This is a genomic window from Propionibacterium australiense, from assembly GCF_003666605.1.
In the GTDB taxonomy this organism is placed as follows: domain Bacteria; phylum Actinomycetota; class Actinomycetes; order Propionibacteriales; family Propionibacteriaceae; genus Propionibacterium; species Propionibacterium australiense.
In genome coordinates this window covers 55,643-81,017 of sequence record NZ_RCIV01000002.1, presented here as the reverse complement: position 1 = coordinate 81,017, position 25,375 = coordinate 55,643, and the positions used below count along the sequence as shown (strand labels likewise).

Here is a 25,375-nt window from a genome sequence, read left to right as displayed (position 1 = left end):
CGCACTGGGAGTGGACGATGCTCCGGGCGGTCCCCCGGCGATGGTGGAATGGGGCGGTGACACCTCAGATCTTCATCGGCGCCGGCACGGTCATCAATGTGTCGTCGATCGTCGTCGGCTCCGCGATCGGTCTGCTCATCGGCCAGCGCCTGTCCCAGGCCACCCGCAACGCCATCACCACAGTGCTGAGCCTGGTCGTCATCGTCATCGGCGTCGACGCGGGCATGGACTTCTCCGACCCGGCCCTGGCCGAGGTCGTCGGGGACTTCGGGATGGTCGTCGTCATGCTCTGCCTGGTCGTCGGCACGCTCATCGGGCGCTGGCTGCGCCTGGCCGAACGCCTCGACCAGCTCGGCCAGTGGGGCCGGCGCGTCATCATGCGGATGCGCCGCAAGGATCCGGCCCCGGGCAGCAGGGACGATCTGGAGGGTTTCGTCACGGCGGTGCTCATCTTCTGCGTCGGTCCGCTCGGGCTGCTCGGGGCCCTGCAGGACGGTCTCGGCAACGGCCCCAGCCAGCTGTGCATCAACGCGGTGCTGGATGGTTTCACCTCGATCGCGCTGGCCTCGACCTTCGGCGCCTCGGTGATGGGTTCGGCCATCGTACAGTTCTGCTACCTCGGCTCGATCACGTTCGTCGGTTTCCTCGCCGGTGGAATGCTGCCGGACCCGGAGGTGGCGGCGTTGAACTCGGCCGGGGGCATCATCCTGCTCTCGCTGGGCCTCACGATGGCCGGCGTCAGGAGACTGCCGGTCGTCGAGGTACTGCCCGCACTGGTCCTGGCCCCAGCCACCGTCTGGGGCATCTCGCTGCTCTGAGCACCGGCCCGACCGCCCGGCAGGAGTTCCGGGGGTCCTCCGGGCACGAACCGCGAGCCGGGTGCCCCGGTTCGCGGTGGCGCCGGTGCCCGGTGCCGGAACCCGGCACCATCAGTCCGGGGAACGTCCCTTCTCGTCCCCGCCGGCCGGCTGGGCGGGGTGCTGGCCGTGCAGGAAACGCAGCAGGCTGTGCCCGCTGCCCGTCCGGCCCTCCTCGGCCCAACGCGGGGAGTGCGGGTCCTGGGAGGATTGCTCCTCGGCGCGCTCACGGGTCCGCCGGTCATCGGCGTCCCGGGTGAGGGCGCTGTAGACGAGCACCGGGATCACGGCGGCGAAGGGCCAGACGACCCAGGCCGTCGGGGTCGTCAGGGCCAGGTCGAAGACGACGGTCTCGCCGGCGGTTGCGGCGGCCAGGCGCCGATCGAAGCCGCTGGGTCCGATGAGGGCCCCGAAATGTGTCGCGACGAGCGCGCACAGCCCGGCGCCGGCCACGGCCAGGAGGACGACGAGCCATCCGGCGTGCTTGAACCAGCGCCAGGCGAAGATGCCGAGGATGATGCCGACGGCGAGACCGATCATGACGAAGACCGCATCGGTGCTGAAGATCTCCACTGCGGCCAGGTTCGTCATCGTGGCGGTGCCGTCGGAGCTGACGGTGACCGACTGCAACGGTGTCACCAGGTACCAGCAGAATCCGGCCAGGACACCGAGGACGAGCACGAGCCCGGCGTAGACGGCGGCGAAGAGCCAGTCGCGTCTGCTGATGTGCGGGCGCCACAGGCTGACGCGATGCAGCTCGGAGGCAACCGGGGCGGCGATCGCCTTCTGGTTGCCGGTCGTCTCGGTGGACGCGACGACCGCGGGGACGCTGCCGTCCGGCATGCGCAACGGCTCCTCACTCATGACCTGCCCCCTCGGACTCGATGACTCCCCCACAGGTTAGCGACCCCCGGGCGGGTCGTGACCGCTCAGACCGCGATGCAGCTCGGACCGAGCAGCGCCTTGAGATCGGCGATGAGCGGCTGCTCGTTGCTGACCCGCAGCGAGTCGCCGAGCCTCATCAGGGTGCTCCTCCTGGAGCCGAGCACCTTGATGCGCACCTCGGTACCGCCCGGGTGCGCGGTGAGGACCCGGCGCAGTTCCTGCACCACCGGCGGGATGCAGCGCGTGGCGGCCAGCTGGATCGTCACCGGGCCGTCGGAGCTCATCCGCACGTCCGGCACGGTCAGCTCGTTGGCCTGCATCTCGATGGACTCGTCCTTGTTGGCGACCCGGCCGGTGATGCGCACGACGGTGTCGGGCACGAGCTGGGTCAGGCAGGTCTGGTAGACCTTCGGGAAGACGAGCACCTGGATGCTGGCGTCGAGGTCCTCGACGGTGACGGTCGCCCAGAAGGCGCCCGACTTGGACTGGCGGCGCTGGACCTGGGTGATCATGCCGCAGATGGTCTCGACCCGGCCGTCGAGCTCGGGCCCGGACTCGATGAGCGCGCCGACACCGATCGAGCTCTCGGCGCTCAGCACGTGCTCGAGGCCCTGCAGCGGATGATCCGAGACGTACAGGCCGAGCATCTCCCGTTCGAAGCCCAGCTTGGTGCGCTTGTCCCAGTCGGGCAGCTCGGGGACGGTGCGCCGCAGCCCGGTGCCGCTGCTGTCCTCGTCCCCACCCATGAGGTCGCCGAAGAGATCGTCCTGGCCGTTGGCCTGGTTGCGTTTGAGGTCGATGACGTCGTCGACGGCGCTCTCGAAGACGTCCATGAGCGCACGACGGGAGTGCCCCATCGAGTCGAAGGAACCGGCCTTGATGAGGGACTCGATGCAGCGCTTGTTGCACACGCTCAGCGGCACCTGGTCGAGGAACTCGTAGAAGTCCTTCGCCGGGCCGTGCTCCTCGCGCGACTCGGCGATACCGGTCACGACCGACTCGCCGACGTTGCGGATCGCGCCCAGACCGAACCGGATGTCCTCGCCGACGGCGGTGAACTCGTTCTGGGAGGCGTTGACGTCGGGCGGCAGCACCTTGATGTGCTGGGCGCGCATGTCAGCCAGGTAGAGGGCCATCTTGTCCTTGTCGTCTCCGACGCTGGTCAGCAGGGCCGCGCCGTACTCGGCCGGGTAGTTGGCCTTGAGATAGGCCGTCCAGTAGCTCACGAGCGCATAGCCGGTGGCGTGGGACTTGTTGAAGGCGTATCCGGCGAACGGGACCATGACGTCCCACAGCGCCTGGATCGAGGCGTCGGAGTAGCCGTTGGCGCGCATGCCGGCCTGGAAGGGCGTGAAGTTCTGGTCCAGGATGGACTTCTTCTTCTTGCCCATGGCCCGGCGCAGCAGGTCGGCGCCGCCGAGCGTGTAGCCCGCGAGCTTGCGGGCGATCGCCATGATCTGTTCCTGGTAGACGATGAGGTGGTAGGTGGGCGCCAGGATCTCGTCCAGGTCCTCCTTGAGTTCGGGGTGGATCGGGATGATCGGACGGCGGCCGTTCTTGCGGTCGGCGTACTCGATGTGGGCGTTGGCGCCCATCGGGCCTGGCCGGTACAGGGCCAGGACGGCGATGATGTCGTCGAAGACGTTCGGTCCCATCTGCCGCAGCAGGGCGCGCATGGCCGTGCCGTCGAGCTGGAAGACGCCGAGCGTGTCCCCCCGGGACAGCAGCTCGTAGGTGGCCTTGTCGTCCAGCGGCACCGAGGTGAGGTCGACGTCCTCGCCCCTGTTCTGCTTGATGATCTTCAGGCAGTGGTCCATGATGCCGAGGTTGCGCAGCCCCAGGAAGTCCATCTTCATGAGGCCCATCTCCTCGAGCTGGGGATAGGCGAAACCGGCGATGATCATGCCGTCCTTGTCCCTCTTGTGCATGGGGACGAGGTCGAGCAGTTTCTCGTTGGACAGGATGAAGGCGCAGGCGTGCACGCCGGTGCCACGGATCAGCCCCTCCAGGCCCTTGCCGGTGTCGACGACCCGGTGCACGTCCGGGTCCGCCTCGTAGAGTTCGCGGAACTCCCCGCCCTCCGCGTAGCGCGGGTGCTCGGGGTCGAACAGGTCGTTGAGCGGGACGCCCTTGCCCATGATGTCCGGCGGCATGGCCTTGGTGATCCGATCGCCGAGGCTGAACGGATAGCCGAGGATGCGGTTGGCGTCCTTGACGGCGGCCTTCGCCTTGATCGTGCTGAAGGTGTTGACCTGGCTGGTGTACTCGGCTCCGTACTTGTCGGTGACGTACTCGATGACCTTGTCCCGCTGACGGTCGTCGAAGTCGAGGTCGATGTCGGGCGGGTTGACCCGCTCCGGGTTGAGGAAGCGCTCGAACAACAGGTCGTGCTCCAGCGGGTCGATGGCGATGATGTCGGTCAGATAGGCGATCATCGAGCCGGCGGCCGAGCCACGGCCCGGCCCCACCGGCACGCCCATCCGCCGCGCGGCATCGCAGATGTCGGAGACGACGAGGAAGTACGAGCTGAAACCCAGCGGTTCGATGGTGGCCAGCTCCGTCTCGACGCGCTCCAGCACCTGCTGGCTGGGGTTGTCGCCGTAGTGCTTCTTCAGGCCGGCCTGGATCTTCTTGCGCAGCCAGCTCTCCTGCGTCTCGCCGGCGGGCACGTCGAACTGCGGCATCCGGTCGACGTGGGCGAAGACCTCGTCGTAGGGCTCGATCATCTCGGCGAGGCGCAGCGTGTTGTCCGCCGCCTCGGCCGGGAACAGGGCGCGCATCTCCTCGTTGGTCTTGATGTAGTAGCCCGAACCGTTGAACCGGAAGCGGTTCGGGTCGTCCTTGTTGCGTCCCACGCCGACGCACAGCAGATTGTCGTGCGCGTCGGCCTGGTCCTCGGTGACGTAGTGGGAGTCGTTGGTGGCCAGCAGCGGCAGCTTGAGCCGCCTGGCCAGGCGCAGCAGCTCGTCGCGCACCTCGTGCTCGATGGGCACGCCGTGGTCCATCAGCTCGCAGTAGTAGTTCTCCTTGCCGAAGATCTCCTGGTAGGCGGCGGCGGCCTCGCAGGCCGCCTCGAACTGCCCCAGCCGCAGGCGGGTCTGGACCTCGCCCGAGGGGCAGCCGGTGGCTCCGATGATGCCCTCGGCGTGCTCGGCGATGAGCTCGCGATCCATGCGCGGCTTCATGTAGTAGCCCTCGTAGCTGGCCAGCGAGCTCAGCTTGAACAGATTGTGCAGGCCGGTCGGGTTGCGCGCCCACATCGTCATGTGCGTGTAGCGGCCGCCGCCGGAGACGTCCTTGCCGCCCTCGATCTCGGGTGCGTCCGAGTCACGCCCGCCGCCCCAGAACTCCTGTTTGCGGGAGAACCGGGAGCTGGGTGCCACGTAGGCCTCGATGCCGATGATGGGCTTGATGGCGGGGTTCTCGGCGCCGTCGTACTTCCTGGCGGTCTGGAAGAACTCGTAGGCGCCGAACATGTTGCCGTGATCGGTCATGGCCACGGCAGGCATGCCCTGACGGGCGACCTCGGCGAACAGCTTCACGTTGCTGGCGGCTCCGTCGAGCATCGAGTACTCGGTGTGCACGTGCAGGTGGACGAAGTTGCTCCTGCTCATCTCACTCCCCTCACCGCGGTCTCCCGTTGGTTCGATGACAGCCCGTCTCAGGCTACTCGCGCGCCGCCACGAGCACGATCACCGGCGCCCCGATCCCGGTTCGGCCTCCAGCGCAACAGCTGGTCATCAGCGTTGCTCCTTGATAGTTGAGTCGTGCTCGCTCAAGATTGATTCATCACGTCTGGTTCAGGAGTAGCCATGAGCAGCACCGGAATGCATGTTCCCAGCAAGAACGACGGACCGTTCACGCGTCGAGTGCCCTCCGGCCGTGGTTGGCGCGCCAGTCTGGTCGCCGGCATCGCCGTCGCGGGAGCGGGTCTTGCCTGCATGATCTGGCCCGGTCACTCGGTCAGCGCCCTCGTTCGCATCATCGCCCTCGCCATGCTCGTCTCGGCGCTCGGCTCGATCGTCACCGGGCTGCGTTCACGGGGTCGGGTCGGTTCGGGCACGATGATCTTCTCCGGTGTCCTCCTGCTGCTGGCGGCCATCTTCATGCTCTGGCACCCGGGCCTGACCGGTGAGCTCATCGTCCTGGTGATGGGTGGGGCGATCCTCGCGTCCGGCCTGGCGGCCGGTGCGCTCGGGACGGTCCTGCACGGCTCCTTCGGCAGCACCCGCTGGCTGCAGATCAACGGGCTGGTCGGGGCCGTCGTCGGCCTCGTCCTCCTCATCCACCCGCAGTTCGGCACCACTGCCGTGGGCATCATCATCGGCGCCGTCCTGGCCCTGCTGGGTGCCGCACTCATCGCACTCGCCCTGCGCCTGCGCGGCTACATCACCAGGTTCCGGGCCGCCTCGGTCCAGCACGAGGCGATGGCGACCCGGCTGACGACTGACCGTGCCCGGCACCGGGAGGACGGCGGGGAGGACGTCGTCATCGAGGGCGACGTCATCGACTGACGACGGACCGTGACCCTGCGACGATTCCGGGTACGCAGTGCCTGCGACGCGAGGAGGATGCCCCGTGAGGATCGACCAGAACGCCAGGTCCGGCCGGCGCCAGACAGCCACCGGCTGGACGACGCATCAGCCCATGGCGGGGATCTCGACCGTCGAACTGTTCGACGGGGGCCGCAGGATCGGCATCGAGGAGCCGCCAGAGCTCTCCGGCGTCCTCGACCTCCTGGCCGACGACCCGGGTCGCACGGCCCTGGTCACCTACACGGCGCCGAGCCAGCCCCAGGTCCGTGAGCTGGGGCAGCTGCTGGACCTGCACCCGCTGCTCGTCGAGGACCTGCTCAAGGGCCACCAGCGACCGAAACTGGAGCGACACGAGGACACCCTGTTCGTCGTCGCCGAACCGGTCCTCTACCTGGACGACACCGAGGACGTCGACGTCGCGGAGGTGCACGTCCTCAAACGCGCGAACCTCATCGTCATGCTGGTGCGTCCGAGTGCGCACGGCATGATCTGGTCCGGCCCGGCGCTGAACTACCCGCCGGACTTCCTGGCCCTCGGTTCCGAGGCACTTCTCTACGGCATTCTCGATGCGGTGGTCGACTCGGTCTTCCCCGTCGTGCGCGGTGTGCAGACCGATCTGCACCAGATCGAACGCCAGGTGTTCAGCGGCGACACCGCGGCACCGGAACGCATCTACCGGCTGGGCCGCGAGGTGCTGGACCTGCAGCAGGCCGTCGCCCCGGTGTCTGACATCATCGAGGCGCTGCGCGCGGGTTTCGACAAGCACCGGGTCGCCGACGAGCTGCGCGCCCACCTGGGCGACGTGGCCGATCACGTGCGCCGCGTGGACGTTCAGATCAGCCAGGTGCGCGAGCTGCTGACCCAGATCCTGACGGTCAACGCGACCCTCACCGATCAGCAACGCAACGACAACATGAAGGCCGTCTCCTCCTGGGGCGCCATCCTGCTGGTCCCGACCCTCATCGGCTCGGTGTACGGCATGAACTTCTCGCACATGCCCGAGCTGGACTGGCGGTACGGCTACCCGATGGCCCTCGGGCTCATGGTCGCATCCGCCGTGATCCTCTACATCGTCTTCAAACGCCGCGACTGGCTGTGAGAAGAGCCGCTCACCCGTCCGCGGATTCCTCGCCCTGCCGGTTCTGGTCAGCCGCCCGGTGCGCAGGCGTGTCGCCGCCCTCACCGTCCCGCAGATCTGGTCCGGACGCCTCCTCGCCCTCGCGCCCCCGGCCTGCGGCGCCGGCACGCTGAGCCCGCCCTGCCTCGTGACCCGGTTCGCCAGCATCGAGCCGCGGGCCGTTGCCGGGTCGGTACCGCAGCTGCCAGAAGAGCAGTGCCAGCGCCGCGACGAAGCAGATCGCGCTGGTGTAGTTGTTGATCCGTATCCCGCCGATCTGGTTGGCCGGGTCGATGCGCAGGAGTTCGACGAAGAAGCGGCCCAGGCAGTAGTAGGCGACGTAGACGGTGAAGGTCTTGCCGCGGCCCAGCCTGAACCGCGAGGACGCCCACAGCAGGAGAAGGCCGCCTGCAATGTCCCAGACCAGTTCGTAGAGGAAGGTCGGGTGGAAGGTGGCGTACTGCAGATAGCCGCTCGGCCGGTGCGCCTCGTCGATCTCGAGGGCCCACGGCAGGGTGGTCGGGCGGCCGAAGAGCTCCTGGTTGAACCAGTTGCCCACCCTGCCGATGCCCTGGGCGAGGAGCAGGGCCGGGGCGACCGCGTCGGCGACCGCACCGAGACGCACCCGGTGCACGCGGCACCACACGAGGACGGCCAGGCCACCGCCGATGATGGCGCCCCAGATCCCCAGGCCGCCGTGCCAGATCTTCAGTGCGTCGAGCGGGTCGCGTCCGGGCCCGAAGTAGAGCTGGTGGTCGGTGACAACGTGGTAGGCGCGGGCGCCGACGATGCCGGCCGCGACGGCCCAGGCCATCATGGCGTCGAACTGGCCCGGCTCGGCCCCCCGGGCCCGGAGCCTGCGTTCGCTGAGCCACCATGCGAGGAAGACGCCGGCCAGGATGCACAGGGCGTAGTAGTGCACAGTGACGGGGCCGATCGAGAAGGAGCTGGCCGCGGGGCTGGGCAGGAACAAGGTGGTCACCGGGCGGCCCTCACCCCTGCGGCGAGATCGTCGACGAGGGCGCGCAGACCGTCGAGCGAAGCGGTCCCGGCCTCCTCGGCCGAGATGAGTTCCTTGACGAGCGCCGAACCGACGATGGCCAGGTCGGCGAACGAGCCGATCTGGCCGGCCTGGGCGCCGTTCGAGATGCCCAGGCCGACCCCGACCGGCAGGTCCGGGGCCAGGCTGCGGACCCGCTCGACGAGCCGCGGCGCAGCGTCGGAGGTCTGTGAGCGGGTGCCGGTGACGCCCATGACCGAGGTCGAGTAGATCCAGCCGCGGCAGGCCGCCGCGGTGCTGGCGACACGGTCATCGGTGGACGAGGGGGCGACCAGGTAGATGCGGTCGAGCCCGAACTCGTCCGAGGCGGCCGTCCAGAACTCGGCGTCATCCGGGGTCAGGTCGGGCGTGATGAGTCCGGCACCGCCGGCGTTGGCCAGATCCCGGGCGAAGGCGCGCACGGAACCGGCCGGATCGCTCTGGCGTCCCCTGGCCCCGTAGTGCTCGACGAGGTTGTAGTAGATCATCACCAACGGGGTCGCCCCGGTGGCGGCGACGGCCTCGACGGCCGAGAAGACGTCCCGCGTCCGCACGCCGCGTTCGATGGCCTTCGTGTCGGCGTGCTGGATGGCCGGACCGTCCATCATCGGGTCCGAGTAGGGCATGCCGATCTCGACGGCGTCCACCCCCCTGCCCTGGGCACCCTGGGTGAGGGCGACCATGGCGGCGATGGAGCCGGGCACGTCGGGATAGCCGACGGGCAGGTAGCCGACGAGAGCCGCCCGGTTCTCGTCCAGGCAGGCGGCCACCGTGCGCCCTGAGACGCCCAGGCGGGACTCGTCGTCGAAACGCCGGCTCGACTCGGTCATGACATCCTCCCCGTGCTGGCGTCCACGTCACCGTGCACGCCGAAGTAGTTCATCGCCGTGTCCACGTCCTTGTCGCCACGGCCGGAGACGGTCACCAGGATCGTCGGGCGACGGTCGGGACGCTCCTCGATCATGCGCAGGGCCAGGCGCCGGGCGCCGGCGATGGCGTGGGCCGATTCGATGGCCGGCATGATGCCCTCGCAGCGGGTCAGCTGGTCGAGAGCGGTCATGGCCTCGTCGTCGTTGACCGGCTCGTAGCGGGCACGGCCGATCTCGGCGAGATAGGCGTGCTCGGGGCCGACGCCCGGGTAGTCCAGGCCTGCCGAGATGGAGTGCGACTCCACCGTCTGGCCGTCGTCGTCCTGCAGGACGAAGGTGCGGGTGCCGTGCAGAACGCCCACCGAGCCGCCGTTGATCGAGGCGGCGTGCTCGCCGCTCTCGACACCGGCACCGCCGGCCTCGAAACCGTAGAGGGCCACGTCCTCGTCCCCGATGTACTCGGCGAACGAGCCGATGGCGTTGGAACCGCCCCCCACGCAGGCGCAGACCGCGTCGGGCAGGGTCCCGAAGCGTTCGAGCAGCTGGGCGCGGGACTCGGCGGAGATGACCGACTGGAACTGCTTGACCATCTTGGGGAAGGGATACGGACCCGAGGCCGAGCCGATGAGATAGTGCGTCGTGGCCACATTGGTGACCCAGTCACGCATGGCCTCGTTCATGGCGTCCTTGAGGGTGGCACTGCCCGCCTCGACGGCCACGACCTCGGCCCCCAGGAGCTGCATGCGGGCCACGTTGAGCGCCTGCCGGTCGGTGTCGACCCTGCCCATGTAGACGCGGCACTCGAAACCCATGAGCGCGGCGATCGTCGCGGTGGCCACGCCGTGCTGGCCGGCGCCGGTCTCGGCGATGACACGTTTCTTGCCCATGCGCCTGGTCAGCAGCCCCTGACCGAGCACGTTGTTGATCTTGTGGCTGCCCGTGTGGTTGAGGTCCTCGCGTTTGAGCAGGATCCGGGCACCGCCGCAGTGACGCTGCCCGAAGTTCCGCGCCTCGGTGATCGGGCTGGGCCGACCGGCGTAGTTGACCTGCAGATCGGCGAGCTCGGCCGCGAACCCGGGATCATTCTGGGACGCCTCGAAGGCCGCCGCCAGCTCCTGCAGCGCGGCCATCAGCGCCTCGGGCACGAACTGGCCGCCGAACGGACCGTAGTGCCCCAGGGCGTCGGGCAGCATCCCCGACACGATCTCACTCATCAGGACTTCCCATCCTCGTCTCTCGCAGCGACCATCATCTCGTGGCCTCCATCATGGCGCGCACGGCAACGGCGGGATCACCACTGCGCACGAGCATCTCCCCGACGAGTACCGTATCGGCTCCGGCATCGCGGACGCGCACGACGTCAGCCACCGAACCGATCCCGGACTCGCACACCTTGATCGTCCGGTCGGGAAGGAGGCCGACGAGCCGCTCGAACTGGGCCAGGTCGACGTCGAGGGTCCGCAGATCACGGTTGTTCACGCCGATCAGCTCGGCACCGAGATCGGCTGCGCGGCGCGCCTCCTCCGGGGTGTGCACCTCGACCAGCGGCAGCAGGCCGAGAGCGATGGCCTGGTCGTACAGGGCTCGCAGCCGCGCGTCGCCGAGAGCGGCGACGATGAGCAGGACCAGGTCGGCCCCGGCGGCCCGGGCCTCCAGTACCTGATAGGGGTCGACGACGAAGTCCTTGCGCAGCACCGGGACCGCGACCGCGGCCCGCACGGCGACGAGATCGTCGAGACTGCCGCCGAAGCGGCGCTGCTCGGTGAGCACCGAGACGGCACCCGCCCCGCCCTGCTCGTAGGCCCGGGCCTGGGCAGCAGGGTCGGGGATCTCGGCCAGAGCCCCCTTGGAGGGGCTGGATCGTTTGACCTCGGCGATGACCCGCACGGACTCGGCACTGCGCAGACAGGGGCGCGGGTCGATCGTCGGCCCCATCGACGCGATGGCGGCCTCCAGCCGGCTGGGGGTCGTGCGCACCATGCGGGCCGCCATGTCGGCGCGCACGCCGGTGATGATCTCGTCCAGGACGGTTCCCGTGCTCATGGCCTCTCCTCCTCATCCCTCCTCATCGGCGGCCCCGGCGGCCGGGACGCTCACCTCGTTCCTCGCACCGACGAGCGGGACACTCGCCCGCGCCCTGCCAAGGGCCGCGATCATCGCGGCAGCCTTGTTGCGGGTCTCCGTGTCCTCGTTGTCCGGTACGGAATCGGCCACGACACCGGCGCCCGCCTGCACGTGCGCGACACCGTCCTTGAGGACCGCGGAGCGGATCGTGATGGCCGCGTCGGCGTTGCCGGCGAAGTCGAAGTAACCGACCACCCCGCCGTACGGGCCCCGGCGGGCCACCTCGAGCTCGTCGATGATCTGCATGGCGCGCAGCTTCGGCGCACCCGACAGGGTACCGGCCGGGAAGCACGCCATCGTCACGTCCAGCCCCGAGACGCCGGGCCTGACGATGCCGGTGACGGAGGCCTCCAGGTGCATGACGTGGGAGTAGCGGCCGACGTGCATGAACCGGGTGACGGCGACGGTGCCCGGGACGCAGACCCGGCCCAGGTCGTTGCGGCCGAGATCGACGAGCATGAGGTGCTCGGCACGTTCCTTCTCGTCCGCCAGCAGTTCGTCGGCCAGTCTGCGGTCCTCGGACTCGTCCCGGCCCCGGGGGCGGGTACCGGCGATCGGATGGGTCGTCGCCACGCCGTCCTTGACGGTGACGAGCGCCTCGGGGCTCGACCCGACCAGGTCGAATCCGGGCAGACGCAGCAGGAACAGGTAGGGGCTGGGATTGGTGACGCGCAGTTCGCGGTAGATGTCGAGGGCGGACGCGGTGAACGGGACGTCGAAACGCTGGGAGGGCACCACCTGGAAGACGTCACCGGCACGCACGTACTCCTTGGCGATCTCGACGAGTTCCTGGAACTCCCCCCTCGCCCGCTGGTCATGGACCTCGAGCGGAACGGTCTCCCCCCTGGTGGCCAGCATCGCCGGGCGCGGCTCGCACAGTCGAGCAGCCATGGCGTGCACCCGGCGGACGGCGTCGTCCCAGGCCTGCTCGGCGCGCTCGGGGCTGCCGTCGAAGTTGATGGCGTTGGCGATGAGCCAGACCTCGCCGCCGTCGTGGTCGAGGACCGCCATGTCCGAGGCCAGCATCATGACCATGTCCGGCACGCCGAGGTCGTCGGGCAGCGGCTGGCCCAGGGTGGGTTCCTGCTCGCGTTTCACGTCGTACCCGAGATAGCCGACCATGCCGGAGCTGAACGGGGGCAGTCCCGGATCCGATGGCGTGTGCAGCGTCCTGAGCGTCTCGCCCAGCACCGACAGCGGGGGACCCTGCGTGGGCAGGCCGGCGAGCGGGCGGCCGAGCCAGTGGCTCTGTCCCGCCGTGCCGACGAGGATCGAGGGGCAGTCCACGCCGACGAACGACCAGCGGGACCACACGCCGCGCTCGACCGACTCGAACAGGAAACTACCCTGACGCCCCCCGGTGAGCTGCTGGTAGAGCGCCACCGGAGTCAGGTCGTCGGCACGCAGGCGAGCATGGACACCGATGACGCGGCGATCAGCGGCCTGGGCGACGAACTCGTCCAGGCGGGGTGTGACGTCGAGATCGGGGATCACGAGCGGACCTCCTCGGGCTCGTCGCCGGCCAGGGGCAGGGGCCCGCCGGTGTCGAAGCAGGACCGCTCACCGGTGTGGCAGGCGCCGCCGGCCTGGTCGACGCTCAGCAGGATCGTGTCGCCGTCGCAGTCGAGCCAGGCCCCTCGCACGTACTGCGTGTGACCGCTCGTCGCGCCCTTGACCCACAGCTCGGACCGGGACCGCGACCAGTAGGTCGCCCGCCGGGTGACCAGGGTCATCGCAAGTGAGGTGGCGTTCATCCAGGCCATCATGAGCACCCGGCCGCTCGTGGCGTCCTGCGCGATGGCGGGGATGAGCCCGGCCTCGTCGTACCTCACACGAGAGGCGATCTCGGCGGGCAGCTCGGGGACGTCGGGCGAGTCGAAGGCATCGGAGGGCATGACACCATTGTCCCCGCCGATCCACCGGAGCATCGCCACCGCCGAATGGCGGTCCGGGCAATAGACTCGCTGGCATGAGCCCTGACCTTGCCGGTTTCCATCGCGCGGCCATCTGCGATCTGTTCGACCAGCTCGGCCCCGAGGCCCCCACGCTCTGCACGGGATGGGCCGCGAAGGACCTGGCGGCGCACCTGTTCCTGCGCGAGAATGATGTGATCAGCCTGCCCGGCATGCTGGTCCCGGCTCTCGAGCCCGTCACCGAGGCCCGGGCCCGCACGCTGCTGGCACGTCAGAGCTTCGATGAGATCGTCTCGGCCCTGCGCAGCGGCCCGCGCCGGCTGTCGATCATGCGTCCCCGGGCCATCAACAGGCGGCTCAACGGCATCGAGTACCTCATCCACTACGAGGACCTCCTCCGCGCGCAGCCCGCCGGATCCGTCGAGCGGCCAGTGCCGCCCGTCGAGGAACGGTTCGCACTGGCCGACCAGGTCTGGGGCGCCATCGGCGGCATCGGCAGGCTGATCGGTCGCCGCAGCGAGGTCGGCCTGGAACTCGCCCGCACCGACGGGGCGGCCGAGACCCGCACCCTGGCCGGGGGCAGCGCGACGGTGCTCGTCCGCGGAACCCCGACCGAACTCGCCATGTGGCTGTACGGGCGCGCGGCGGATGTGGAGCTGATCGGCGAAGCAGGCCCGCGCGCCCTCGCCAACGAGGCGGTCTCCAGGGGCATCTGAACCGTGAGGATCGACCCCAGACGCCTGGAGGTGCTGCTCGCCGTCCACCGTGAGGGCGGCGTCGTCGCGGCGGCCGCAGCGCTGTCGGTCTCGGCATCGGCCGTCTCCCAGCAGCTGGCCCGGCTCGAGCAGGAGGCGGGCGTCGCCGTCATCGAACGCACACCCTCCGGCGCAGTGCTCACACCCGCCGGGCGGGCCCTGGCCACGAGCGCAGAACGCATCGAGAACGAGCTGGAGGAACTGTCGAGCGTCCTGCGCAGCTTTGCCGGCGGCGCCACGGGAACGATCCGGGTGGGGGCCTTCCCCACCTTCATCAACGCGATCCTCCTGCCCTCCCGCCGGGAGCTGGCCCGGACGACGCCGGGCATCGAGCTGCGGATCGCCGAGATCGAGGAGCCCGAGGGCATGGCGATGCTGCGCACCGGACACCTGGACGTCCTGTGCCTGGAACGCGACACCAACCCGGAGACCGCCCCGCCAGGCTACGCCGACATCCCCGTCTACGACGAGCCGTGGGTGCTCATCACTCCTGCCGGCACCGGCCCGATCACCTCGCACCGCGACCTGGACGGGCTGACCTGGCTGCGCCAGCCCGCCGGCTCGGCCGGCAACCACGCGATGGAGCGCATCACGGCACCGATGGCCCACCCGACTCACAGCCCCCACATGCACTACTCGTACTCGACGGGCGTGGCCATGGTCGCCGAGGGGCTGGGCGCGACCGTGCTCCCCCAGCTCGCCCTGGCCGACGCGAACCGGCCAGAGGTGCGCGTCACGGCACTGCCGGGCCTGGGGGTACGCCGACTGCTCGCACGGCACCGCACCAGGACCGGCTCGCACGAGCCCGCGGTGGAGCAGTTCCTCGACCAGTTGTGCACCTGGTGCCGCCGGTTGCCGGACCGGGACCGGACCGGCACCGCTCTCGGGTGAGACCGTCGCCGGCCGCACTGCAGGAGTCGGGTCGGTCGGACGGGCAGGTCCCGGCAGCGAACTCGGGGAGAACTGAGGGTACCCAATTCGGGCCCGGGTTGATACGCTATTGGCGCGCTCCAAAAGAGCTCTCCGCCCATCATCCCTCAACGAGGAGGAAGAACAATGGCCTCGCGAGCACGCAACACCAACGACCCGAAGTACTCCAAGCTCACCATCGGCGTGTGCCCGGACCAGTGGGGCGTGTGGTTCCCCGACGACCCGAAGCAGATGGATCCCCGCCAGGCCTGGCAGGAGATGGCCGAGGCCGGCTTCGAGGTCATCGAGACCGGCCCCTGGGGATACTTCCCCACCGATCCCAAGGAGCTCCAGAAGTGGTGCGACGAATTCGGCATGCGCGTCGTCGCCGGCACCGGCTGGGGCATCCTGCACAAGGAGGAGGCCTGGCCCGAGACGCAGCGGCACTTCCGCGAGATCGCCGAGACCCATGCGGCCGTCGGCGCCGAGTACATGGTCCACCTGCCCCCGCTGTACCGCGACGACAAGACCTGGGAGTGGACCGACGACCGCGTCCTGGGCGACGACGCCTGGAAGCTCTACGTCGAGCACGCCAACGCCCTGGGCCAGATGCTGCTGGACGAGTACGGCCTCAAGATGGTGCTCCATCCCCATGGCGACTCCCACATCGAGACCCCTGAGGAGATCGCCCGCATCTTCGACGCGACCGACCCCACCTACGTCAACCTGTGCCTGGACTCCGGCCACGTCGTCTACGGCGGCGGAGACCCGGTCGAGCTGTGCCGCACGTACCCCGAACGCATCACCTACGTGCACATCAAGGCCTTCGACGAGGCGATCACGAAGGAGGCCCACGAGAAGGACTGGCCCTTCGGCGAGGCCGTCACCAAGGGCGCCTCGGTCTGCCCGCCCGCCGGGCTGCCCGAGATGCATGCCTTCGTCGACGCGCTCGCCGCACTCGACAAGCCGATCTACTGCATCTGCGAGCAGGACTGCTACCCCTGCGACCCGTCCTTCCCGAAGCCCAACGCCATCAACATGCGCACCTATCTGGCCGAGTGCGGCCTCGGCCTGGCCTGACCGAACCCCCATCCCCATCGCTCGAAGAAGAGAGAAGAGAGAACACATCATGACTGTCCGTATCGGACTCATCGGCGCCGGCGGTATGGGCCGCGCCCACCTGGCCCGGATCACCAACGAGCTGTCCGGCGGCCGGATCGTCGCCGTCGCCGACATCAACCACGACGCCGCGGTCTCGGCGGCCGAGCCCTATGGGGCCAGGGTCTACGACACCTCCGACGAGCTCATCAACGATCCCGGCGTCGACGCCGTCATCATCGCCACCTTCGGCAAGGTCCACGCACCCGACGTCATCAAGTGCATCGAGGCCGGCAAGTACGTGCTGTGCGAGAAGCCCCTGGCCACGACGGCCGAGGACTGCATCGCGATCATGCAGGCCGAGCAGAGGGCCGGCAGGAAGCTCGTCACCGTCGGCTTCATGCGCCGCTTCGATGCCGCGTACAACGAGATGAAGGCCGTCCTGGAGGCCGGCGAGAACGGCCAGGCGCTGCTGGTGCACAACCGCCACCGCAATCCCTCCGTGCCGCAGTCCTACACCTCGCGCATGGCCATCGACGACACCGCCATCCACGAGATCGACACGATGCGCTGGCTGCTCGGCGAGGAGATCGTCAGGGTCCGCGTCGAGCGCCCGAAGTCGACGACGCACCGCTTCGACCACCTCATCGACCCTGTCGTCGTCGTCATGTACACCGAGTCCGGGGTGCGCATCGACGACGAGGTCAACGTCAACCTCCAGTGGGCCTACTCCATCGAGTGCGAGCTCGTGCTCGAGACCGCCGCGGTGCGCCTGGGCGACCAGGAGAGGATCCACATCCGCGACGCCCAGGGCAACCGCAACGCGATGTGCCAGTCGCACATCGATCGTTTCCAGGCGGCCTTCAATCGTGAGTTCCAGGAGTGGATCAACGCCGTGGCCCGCGACGAGCACACCGGCTCGACCTCGTGGGACGGCTACGCAGCCACCTCCGTCGTCGACGCCGCGGTCGCCTCGCTCGAGGACGAGTCCTCGCCGATGGTCGCGGTGAGCCTCATCGAGAAGCCGGCGCTGTACGCCTGATCTCCCCACCCGCCCGATCGTCTGGGCCGGGAGCCCCGGATCGGGGCTCCCGGCCCAGACGTCGCCGATATGCTTCCATCCCATCGGTACGCTGTCCTCTCCGTCCGGCGAAAGGTGGGTCATGGCCAAGCCGCACAGACCGACGCAGGTGGATGTCGCGCGCCTGGCGGGGACGTCCCGGCAGACGGTCTCACTGGTGGCTCTCGACGACCCGCGGGTCTCCCCCGCGACCCGTGACCGGGTGCTCGCCGCGATGCACGAACTGGACTACCGGCCGAACATCGCAGCCCGTGCCCTGGCAGCACGCAACTCCCGGTTCATCGGCATCGTCCTCACCGACATCACGAACCCCTTCTACGCGGATCTGTGCGACGAACTGCGCAACCGCTGCGAGGCGCTGAACCTGGTGCCACTCATCGCGGTGTCGGGTCATGACCGTGACACCTGCCTCATGTCCGCCGAACGCTTCCTCCACATGGGAATGGAGGGCCTGGCACTGGTGTCGCCGCCTCTCGGTACGGCGGACCTGCACCGGATCGGCACCCAGGTCCCCACGGTCCTGCTCACGCACAACACCGGCCCGGAACAGGTCGACCTCGTCCACTGCGACGACGAGGCGGGGGCACGCATGACCACCCGCCATCTGCGGTCCCAGGGCTATGCCCCCGTCGTCTACCTGGGATTCGACCGCGCCGTCCCGGGCGATTCGGCGGCTGCCCGTCTACGCGGCTTCGCCCAGGAGATGCAGCACCAGGATCGTGAACCGTTGAGCGTCGACCTGCTCTCGACCAGTGTCGAGGACGCCCTCACGGACGTTCTCGACGCCTTCGGACCAGGGGCCGGTTTCTGCTGCCACAATGACGCCATCGCCCTCGAGGCCATGGGGGTGCTCGCCGGGCGGGGCCTGCAGGCCGGCGCCGACTACGGCATCACGGGGTTCGACGACTCCCGGATCGCCTCGCATCCCGCCGTCTCGCTCACCAGCATCGATCCGCGGACCACGGAACTGGCCGAGGCGGCGATGGGCCTGCTCAGTGAACGCATCGGCGGACGGGCCGACCAGGCCGAAGAGGTGTTCGCACCGAGGCTGGTGCCGCGCGGTTCCACCCGCCCCCGCACCGGTTGAGGGCGCGGACCGGCCCGACCGCCCGACCGAACAGAACCGCGTGATCATTTGTTCTCACAAAAGTTCTTTACAAGCTGTGAGGCATCGACTACTGTCAGAGCAAAATCAGTGGCGCGAGCCCTGACATGGCATGATTGATTTGATCCAATGGAGGACAAAATGTCATCACAAATCCCCGCCATGATGCGCGCGGCAGTCCTGCGCGACATCTCGCGCGGACTGGAGATCCAGGAGATCCGCACGCCGAGACCCCGCACCGGCGAGGTACTCGTCAAGACGAGTGCCTGCGGGCTGTGCCACTCCGATCTCCACGTCATCGGCGGGGCCATCGCCTTCCCCCTGCCCTGCGTCCTGGGTCACGAGGTGGCCGGTGAGATCGTCGAGCTCGGCCCCGGCAACGACCACACCGGGCTCGCCGTCGGACAGCGGGTCGCCGGGGCCTTCCTCATGCCCTGCGGACAGTGCCCGGCGTGCGCCTCGGGCCGTGACGACCTGTGCGGACCCTTCTTCGACCTGAACCGTCTCCAGGGCAGGCTCTACGACGGCCAGACCCGCCTCTTCGACCGAGACGGCTCACCCATCGCGATGTACTCCATGGGTGGTCTGGCACAGTACTGCGTCATCCCCTCGACCTCGGTCGCTCCCCTGCCCGATTCCGTCGACCCGGTCGCCGGGGCCATCCTCGGCTGTGCGGCCATGACGGCCTACGGGGCGGTGCGCCGTGGTGCAGACCTGCGCCACGGCGAGTCCGTCGCCGTCGTGGCAACCGGGGGCGTGGGCTCCAACATCATCCAGGTCAGCCGCGCATTCGGCGCGAAGCAGATCATCGCGATCGACGTCGACGACGACAAGCTCGAGGCGAGCCGTGCCCTCGGCGCCACGGACGTCGTCAACTCGACGAAGCAGGACGTCCACGAGGCGGTCCTCGCGCTCACCGCAGGACGCGGGGTCGACGTCGCTTTCGAGGCCCTCGGTCGCCCCCAGACCTGGACGTCCGCGCTCGACGCCCTGCGGGACGGCGGGCGCATGGTGCCGATCGGACTGGGCGCCGGGGTGCAGACGGCGGAGGTCGAGATCAACCGGACGGTGCGCCGCTCCCAGTCGATCCTCGGTTCCTACGGCGCCCGGACCAGGCAGGATCTTCCCGAGGTCGTCCGTCTCGCCACAGAGGGCGCGATCCGTTACCAGGACATCGTCACCAGGAGGTTCGCACTCGAGGACGTGGCCGAGGGCTATGACCTGCTGAGGCAGGGCAAGGTGCAGGGGCGAGGCGTCGTCGACATGTCGCTGTGACGTCCCCGTGCCGGATACTCCTGAGCCGGGGCCCGCACGCCCCGGCTCAGCCGCCCCCGACCAGGTTGAACTGGAACGAGTACAGGCCGCTGTTGTAGACGTGGTTGCCGTACTCGATGACGTTGCCCTCCTTGTCGAAGGCGGTCCTCTCCATGACGAGCACGGCGGCCCCCTCGTCGACGGCGAGCAGACGCGCCTCCTCGGGCGAGGCGAGCCGGGCACCGATCGACTGCTGCGCCATGACCGGGCGGATGCCGTGCGCGGCAAGGCTCTCGTAGAGCCCCTGTCCGGAGAGCTGCGTGATGGTGGGGGCCTTCGCCCCGGCCGGCAGCAGATTGGTCATGACGGCCAGGGGCTCGTCCTCGATGTAGCGCAGTCTCCTCACCTGGATGATCTCCGTCCCCAGCTCGCAGTGCAGGCTGTGGGCGACCGCCTCGTCGGCGAGCATCACCTCGTAGAACAGGACCTCGGTCCGTGGGGTGAACCCGGCGGCGACGAGATCGTCGTTGAGCGAGGTCAGCCCCAGCGAGCGATGCACGTGCATGGGCGTCACCCGGGTGCCGACACCGCGACGCCGCGTGAGCAGTCCTCGCGTGACGAGATCACGCAGCGCCCTGCGGGTCGTGGGCCGTGACACCTGGAGCCGCTTCGCCATGGACACCTCGTCCTCGATGAGACGGCCCGGACCGAGCTCACCGGCCACGATGAGCTCCTCGATCGGGCGGGCTATCTGCTGGTACAGGGGAACATCGGACTCGCGGTCCAGCACGATCTGCGGGACGAAGGGCACGTCGAGATTCTCCGTGCTGCCGGTCTCCTCCATCGACTCACCTCGGTGTTGCCGTCGGCGGGTTCTGCACCTGCCGCACTGAGTGACATGAAGCGCTCGCAGTGTACATCGTCATCATAAATGCAGCATCAACCATGATTTGTTAGGACAAAGTGTTGACGCTCGGCCTCGACTGCGCATAGATTCGGAGGTGCAGCGTGCACGGCACGCGAGCAGCCCTGGGCGCACGAGAAGGAACGACGATGTCCACTCTTTCAGGAACGACGATGCCCTGCCCGTCCGATACCGACAACGACGACCTCGATCTGCTGACCATCGGGCGCAGCGGAGTCGACCTCTACCCCTTCCAGACCGGGATCGGACTCGAGGACGTGACGAGCTTCGGGAAGTTCCTCGGCGGCTCCCCCACGAACGTCGCGGTGGCGGCCGCCCGCCAGGGGGCACGCAGCGCCGTCATCACGGCGGTCGGCGACGATCCCTTCGGCCGGTTCATCTGCCGGGAGATGAGACGGCTCGGGGTCTGCGACGACTTCGTCGTGCGCAACGCGGAGTACAGCACTCCCGTGACCTTCTGTGAGATCTTCCCCCCGGACGACTTCCCCCTCTACTTCTACCGGCAGCCCAAGGCACCCGACCTGGAACTCACCGAGTCCGACATTCCCCTCGATGCCGTGCGCAGGGCCAGGATCTTCTGGTTCACGGTCACCGGCCTGTCGGTCGAGCCCTCGCGCTCCGCGCACCATGCCGCGCTCGGCGCCCGGGAACGCGGCCAGTGGACCATCGCCGACCTGGACTACCGGCCGATGTTCTGGGAGGACGAGCAGACCGCCACCCGGGAGGTCGAACGAGTCCTGGGCAAGGTCAACGTGGCGATCGGCAACAAGGAGGAGTGCCGTATCGCGGTGGGCGAGACCGAACCCGATCGCGCGGCCGACGCACTCCTGGACCGGGGCGTGGAGATGGCCATCGTCAAGCAGGGCCCCCTGGGAACCCTCGCGAAGACCCGCACCGAACGGATCGTCATGCCGGTCACCCCCGTCGAGGTCTGCAACGGCCTCGGCGCCGGGGACGCCTTCGGCGGGGCCTTCTGCCATGCGATCCTCGAGGGCTTCGACCTGGCCGGGGCCGTACAGTTCGCATCGACGGCGGGCGCGATCGTCGCCTCCCGCCTGGAGTGCTCCACGGCCATGCCGACCGCCGACGAGATCGAGCGCGTCATCGGCGCGCACCCCGACATCCAGCCGGTCATCGAGAACAGGTGAGACAGACGATGGGCATCCTGATTGAACAGCTCGCCGAGATCCGAGCGAGCGAGCCGGAGCGGATCTCCCGTGCCCTCGCCCTGCGCCCGCGCGCGGATCTCGCCGCCACCAGGCGACTGCTCGTCATCGCCTGCGACCACCCGGCCCGCGGGGCGCTCGGCGCCGGGTCCGATCCCATGGCGATGGCCTCGCGTGAGGACCTGCTGCGCCGTTGCGTCACGGCGCTGTCCCGCCCCGGGGTCAACGGCTTCCTCAGCACCGCCGATCTCATCGAGGACCTCGCCCTGCTCGGGGCGCTCGACGGCAAGCTCGTCTGGGGATCCATGAACCGGGTCGGCCTGCAGGGAGCCGCCTTCGAGATGGACGATCGATTCGGGGGCTATGACGCCGGGGGCATCGTCGCCGCAGGGCTCAACGGGGGCAAGATGCTCACCCGTATCGACTACGACGATCCGGCCACCGCCAGGACCCTCGAGGCCAGCGCCCGCGCCATCGACGCGCTGGCGGACCGGGGGCTCAACGCCATGGTCGAGCCCTTCCTCTCGCACCGCGAGAACGGCCGCGTCGTCAACGACCTGTCCGCGGACGCCGTCATCGGCTCGATCTCGGTGGCCCAGGGACTCGGCCACAGCTCGGCGCACACCTGGTTGAAACTGCCCTGCGTCGAGGACATGGAGCGGGTCATGGAGTCCACCACCCTGCCCAGTCTCATCCTCGGCGGTGAGGTCTCCAAGGACCCCGAGGCCGCACGGGCCTCATGGGGCAGGGCCCTGTCCCTGCCAAACGTCAGGGGCCTGGTCATCGGCCGGTCCCTCCTGTATCCGCCGGACGACAACGTCGAGGCGGCCGTCGACAATGCTGTGGAGTTGCTGTGAACGAAGAGAAATACATCATCCGCTCGGGTCAGCTCGCCCATGACGCGTACGAGACCGATCTGAGCCCCGAGCGCGCGGGCTGGGAGTGGTCCTCCCTGCGCGTGCTGAACCTGACCCCGGGCCAGGACGTCCACGTACCCGGCGGCGAGGCCGAGTTCCTCGTGCTGCCGCTCTCGGGCGGCTGCACCGTCGAGGTCGACGGCCGCTCCTACAAGATCACCGGCAGGGCATCGGTGTTCACCGACATCACCGACTACCTGTACGTCCCGCGCGCCACCGACATCGCGCTGACCAGCGACGACGGCGCGCGTATCGCCCTGCCCGGGGCGAAGGCCACGAAGGACCTGCCCGTGAGCTACTGCGGGCGCGAGGAGGTCGGCACGGGACTGCGCGGGGCCGGCCCCTCCTCCCGCCAGGTCAACAACTACGCCCTCGGCAACGAACTGGAGACCTCGCACCTGCTGGCGTGCGAGGTCCTGACCCCCGGCGGCAACTGGTCGTCCTATCCCCCGCACAAGCACGACGAGCACAATGACGTCGAACGCGTCCTCGAGGAGATCTACTACTACGAGGTCCGTTCCGGCGACGAGGGCGCGGCGCCCGGTTTCGCCCTGCAGCGGATCTACCCGTCCCCCGGACACGAGATCGACGTGTGCACCGAGGTGCGCAGCGGCGACATCGTCGTCATGCCCTACGGCTACCACGGTCCCTCCGTCGCCGCCCCCGGCTACGACCTCTACTACCTCAACGTCATGGCCGGGCCGGCCGAGGACTCGGTCTGGCTGATGACCGACGACCCCCATCACACCTGGGTCCGCCGGTCCTGGCAGGACCAGGAGGTCGATCCCAGGCTGCCGATGACACCGATGAACTGACACCCCACCGAGAACCCGACCAGAACTGCCCCGTTCCCGTCCCGAGCAGGAGAAACAATGACCAGTCCCGTACCCACGGTTCGTCTGACGGTGGCTCAGGCGACCATCCGATTCCTCATCAACCAGTACTCCGAGCGAGACGGCCGTGAGCAGCGCCTCATCGCCGGCGCCTTCGGCATCTTCGGGCACGGCAATGTCGCCGGAATCGGTCAGGCGCTGCTGCAGAACGAACTCGATCCCGAACCCGACGGCGGTTCGATGCCCTACATCATGACCCGCAACGAGCAGGGCCAGGTGCACGCGGCCTCCGCATACGCGAAGAGCACGAACCGCATGCAGACGATGATGTGCACCGCGTCCATCGGCCCGGGATCGCTCAACATGGTCACGGGCGCGGCGCTCGCGACGACGAACCGGCTCCCGGTGCTGCTCTTCCCGTCGGACCAGTTCTCCACCCGCTACCCCGACCCGGTCCTGCAGCAGATCGAGAACGCCCAGACGCTCGACACCACGTGCAATGACGCGTTCCGTCCGGTCGCGGCCTTCTTCGACCGCATCAACCGCCCCGAGCAGCTGCTGCCCTCCCTCATGCAGGCGATGCGCACGCTGACCGACCCGGCCGACACCGGCGCCGTCGTCCTGGCGATGCCCCAGGACGTCCAGGCCGAGGCCTTCGACTTCCCCGTCGAGATGTTCCGCAGGCGCGTGTGGCACGTACGCCGCACGCCCGTCGACCCGGCCTCGCTCGAACGCGCAGTGGCGCTCGTCAAGGCCTCGAAACGACCGATGGTCATCGCCGGCGGCGGCACCATCTACTCCGAGGCATCCGAGCAGCTGAGGCAGTTCGCCTCGGCGACCGGCATCCCGGTCGCCGACACCCAGGCCGGCAAGGGCGCCATCAACTTCGACCACCCCCAGTCGATCGGCGGCGTCGGGTCGACCGGCGGTGACTCGGGCAACCACATCGCCGACAAGACGGACCTGGTCATCGGCGTGGGCACGCGCTACTCGGACTTCACGACGGCCTCGCGGACCCAGTTCAAGAACCCGGACGTGCGCTTCGTCAACATCAACGTCAAGGCCTTCGACGCCGTCAAGAACAGCGGCGAGATGCTCGTGGCCGATGCCCGCGAGACCCTCACGGCGCTGACCGGGGCACTCGACGGCTACTCGGTCGACAGCGAGTACGCCGCCGAGATCGCACGGGAGAAGGCGGCGTGGGACAAGCGGGTCGACGAGTGCTACCACCTCGGTCACGGCCCCCTGCCGGCACAGACCGAGGTCTTCGGCGCCCTGAACGAGCTCATGGGCGACGAGGACGTCGTCATCAACGCGGCGGGATCCATGCCCGGCGACCTGCAGGCGCTGTGGCGCGCCCGCACACCCGTCCAGTACCACGTGGAGTACGCCTTCTCGTGCATGGGTTACGAGATCCCCGCCGCGATGGGCGTCAAACTGGCGCTGCCCGACGCCGAGGTCGTCGCGATCGTCGGTGACGGCACCTACCAGATGCTCCCGATGGAACTGGCCACGGTCGCCCAGGAGGGCATCAAGGTCATCTACCTGCTGCTGCAGAACTACGGCTTCGCCTCGATCGGTTCGCTGTCCGAGTCGCGCGGCTCGCAGCGCTTCGGCACCCGCTACCGCCAGGGTGGTGCGGGAGCCTCGCACACCGCCGAGGGGAAGCCGCTCGACGTCGACATCGCCGCCAACGCCCGCTCCTGGGGCATCGACGTCATCGAGGCCCATGGCATCGAGGAGTTCAAGGACGCCTACCGCCGGGCCACCGAGTCCGACCGGCCGACGATGATCCACATCGAGACCGACCTGTACGGCCCCAACCCGCCCGGCTCGTCCTGGTGGGACGTGCCCGTCTCCCAGGTCTCCCGCATCGAGAGCACGCAGGAGGCCTACCAGGACTACCTGCGCGATCGCGCACCACAGCGCCACTACCTGTGAGGGAACGGCCCACGGATGTGACGACATGACCGAGGGCCCGCGACCCGGACTC

The 25,375-nt window shown here is 68.9% G+C and carries 22 protein-coding genes; 13 read left to right on the top strand and 9 right to left on the bottom strand.

The features are described 5' to 3' along the window. Window positions 1–56: 56 nt before the first annotated feature. Window positions 57–818: a DUF554 domain-containing protein gene (locus tag D9T14_RS02455; protein WP_170175705.1), complete on the top strand. Its 762-nt coding sequence runs from the start codon at window positions 57–59 to the stop codon at window positions 816–818. A 111-nt stretch (window positions 819–929) separates the two neighbouring features. Here the strand turns inward: D9T14_RS02455 and D9T14_RS02450 are convergent, their stop codons facing one another. Then, entirely contained in the window at window positions 930–1,721 is a 792-nt protein-coding gene (locus D9T14_RS02450; protein ID WP_126464221.1) for a DUF1428 domain-containing protein, read from the bottom strand. Between the two features lie 65 nt (window positions 1,722–1,786). Beyond that, entirely contained in the window at window positions 1,787–5,356 is a 3,570-nt protein-coding gene (dnaE, locus tag D9T14_RS02445) for a DNA polymerase III subunit alpha (RefSeq protein WP_119160583.1), read from the bottom strand. Between the two features lie 198 nt (window positions 5,357–5,554). Here dnaE and D9T14_RS02440 point away from each other — a divergent pair, with 198 nt between their 5' ends. Then, complete coding sequence (locus D9T14_RS02440) at window positions 5,555–6,256, top strand: HdeD family acid-resistance protein (RefSeq protein ID WP_119160582.1); 702 nt, start codon at window positions 5,555–5,557, stop codon at window positions 6,254–6,256. Between the two features lie 64 nt (window positions 6,257–6,320). Next, entirely contained in the window at window positions 6,321–7,376 is a 1,056-nt protein-coding gene (locus D9T14_RS02435) for a magnesium and cobalt transport protein CorA (RefSeq protein ID WP_119160581.1), read from the top strand. A 10-nt stretch (window positions 7,377–7,386) separates the two neighbouring features. Here the strand turns inward: D9T14_RS02435 and lgt are convergent, their stop codons facing one another. Genes lgt through hisI form a run of 6 tightly spaced genes read right to left on the bottom strand, consistent with a single transcriptional unit; the run spans window position 7,387 to window position 13,321 of the window. Then, the gene (lgt, locus tag D9T14_RS02430; protein ID WP_119160580.1) at window positions 7,387–8,376 is read right to left on the bottom strand and encodes a prolipoprotein diacylglyceryl transferase; all 990 of its coding nucleotides are present in this window, start codon (window positions 8,374–8,376) and stop codon (window positions 7,387–7,389) included. Further along, a complete protein-coding gene (gene trpA / locus D9T14_RS02425; RefSeq protein ID WP_119160579.1) occupies window positions 8,373–9,263 on the bottom strand; it encodes a tryptophan synthase subunit alpha in 891 nt (296 codons plus the stop codon). Before trpA ends, lgt begins: the two co-directional genes overlap by 4 nt. Beyond that, window positions 9,260–10,516 (bottom strand): tryptophan synthase subunit beta, encoded by a 1,257-nt coding sequence (trpB, locus tag D9T14_RS02420; RefSeq protein ID WP_374955759.1) that lies wholly within the window; start codon window positions 10,514–10,516, stop codon window positions 9,260–9,262. Before trpB ends, trpA begins: the two co-directional genes overlap by 4 nt. Window positions 10,517–10,550: 34 nt before the next feature. Next, a complete protein-coding gene (gene trpC, locus D9T14_RS02415; protein WP_119160578.1) occupies window positions 10,551–11,345 on the bottom strand; it encodes an indole-3-glycerol phosphate synthase TrpC in 795 nt (264 codons plus the stop codon). A gap of 12 nt (window positions 11,346–11,357) precedes the next feature. After that, complete coding sequence (locus D9T14_RS02410; protein WP_119160577.1) at window positions 11,358–12,920, bottom strand: anthranilate synthase component I; 1,563 nt, start codon at window positions 12,918–12,920, stop codon at window positions 11,358–11,360. Beyond that, window positions 12,917–13,321 carry a phosphoribosyl-AMP cyclohydrolase gene (gene hisI / locus D9T14_RS02405; protein ID WP_119160859.1) on the bottom strand — a complete coding sequence of 135 codons (405 nt, stop codon included), beginning with the start codon at window positions 13,319–13,321 and terminating at the stop codon, window positions 12,917–12,919. The genes D9T14_RS02410 and hisI overlap by 4 nt, the downstream gene beginning before the upstream one ends. Before the next feature lie 74 nt (window positions 13,322–13,395). Between hisI and D9T14_RS02400 the strand changes: the two genes are divergently transcribed. From D9T14_RS02400 to D9T14_RS02375, 6 genes are all read left to right on the top strand, one after another. Further along, complete coding sequence (locus tag D9T14_RS02400) at window positions 13,396–14,055, top strand: TIGR03085 family metal-binding protein (protein WP_119160576.1); 660 nt, start codon at window positions 13,396–13,398, stop codon at window positions 14,053–14,055. Between the two features lie 3 nt (window positions 14,056–14,058). Beyond that, entirely contained in the window at window positions 14,059–14,985 is a 927-nt protein-coding gene (locus tag D9T14_RS02395) for a LysR family transcriptional regulator (RefSeq protein ID WP_119160575.1), read from the top strand. A gap of 165 nt (window positions 14,986–15,150) precedes the next feature. Next, entirely contained in the window at window positions 15,151–16,083 is a 933-nt protein-coding gene (locus D9T14_RS02390) for a sugar phosphate isomerase/epimerase family protein (protein WP_119160574.1), read from the top strand. Window positions 16,084–16,132: 49 nt separating this feature from the next. Beyond that, the gene (locus D9T14_RS02385) at window positions 16,133–17,143 is read left to right on the top strand and encodes a Gfo/Idh/MocA family protein (protein WP_119160573.1); all 1,011 of its coding nucleotides are present in this window, start codon (window positions 16,133–16,135) and stop codon (window positions 17,141–17,143) included. Between the two features lie 121 nt (window positions 17,144–17,264). Further along, a complete protein-coding gene (locus tag D9T14_RS02380) occupies window positions 17,265–18,269 on the top strand; it encodes a LacI family DNA-binding transcriptional regulator (RefSeq protein ID WP_119160572.1) in 1,005 nt (334 codons plus the stop codon). Between the two features lie 159 nt (window positions 18,270–18,428). Further along, on the top strand, window positions 18,429–19,562 hold the full coding sequence (locus D9T14_RS02375) for a zinc-binding dehydrogenase (protein ID WP_182482031.1): 1,134 nt from the start codon (window positions 18,429–18,431) through the stop codon (window positions 19,560–19,562). A gap of 46 nt (window positions 19,563–19,608) precedes the next feature. Here the strand turns inward: D9T14_RS02375 and D9T14_RS02370 are convergent, their stop codons facing one another. Beyond that, on the bottom strand, window positions 19,609–20,385 hold the full coding sequence (locus D9T14_RS02370) for a GntR family transcriptional regulator (protein ID WP_119160571.1): 777 nt from the start codon (window positions 20,383–20,385) through the stop codon (window positions 19,609–19,611). A 209-nt stretch (window positions 20,386–20,594) separates the two neighbouring features. On the opposite strand from D9T14_RS02370, the gene iolC reads away from it, so the two are divergent. Genes iolC through iolD form a run of 4 tightly spaced genes read left to right on the top strand, consistent with a single transcriptional unit; the run spans window position 20,595 to window position 25,323 of the window. Further along, window positions 20,595–21,614, top strand: coding sequence for a 5-dehydro-2-deoxygluconokinase (gene iolC, locus D9T14_RS02365; protein ID WP_119160570.1), 1,020 nt, complete (start codon window positions 20,595–20,597; stop codon window positions 21,612–21,614). A gap of 8 nt (window positions 21,615–21,622) precedes the next feature. Then, complete coding sequence (locus D9T14_RS02360; RefSeq protein WP_119160569.1) at window positions 21,623–22,489, top strand: Cgl0159 family (beta/alpha)8-fold protein; 867 nt, start codon at window positions 21,623–21,625, stop codon at window positions 22,487–22,489. After that, complete coding sequence (gene iolB, locus D9T14_RS02355) at window positions 22,486–23,364, top strand: 5-deoxy-glucuronate isomerase (protein ID WP_374955758.1); 879 nt, start codon at window positions 22,486–22,488, stop codon at window positions 23,362–23,364. The genes D9T14_RS02360 and iolB overlap by 4 nt, the downstream gene beginning before the upstream one ends. Before the next feature lie 57 nt (window positions 23,365–23,421). Further along, complete coding sequence (iolD, locus tag D9T14_RS02350) at window positions 23,422–25,323, top strand: 3D-(3,5/4)-trihydroxycyclohexane-1,2-dione acylhydrolase (decyclizing) (RefSeq protein ID WP_119160567.1); 1,902 nt, start codon at window positions 23,422–23,424, stop codon at window positions 25,321–25,323. Window positions 25,324–25,375: the final 52 nt, after the last annotated feature.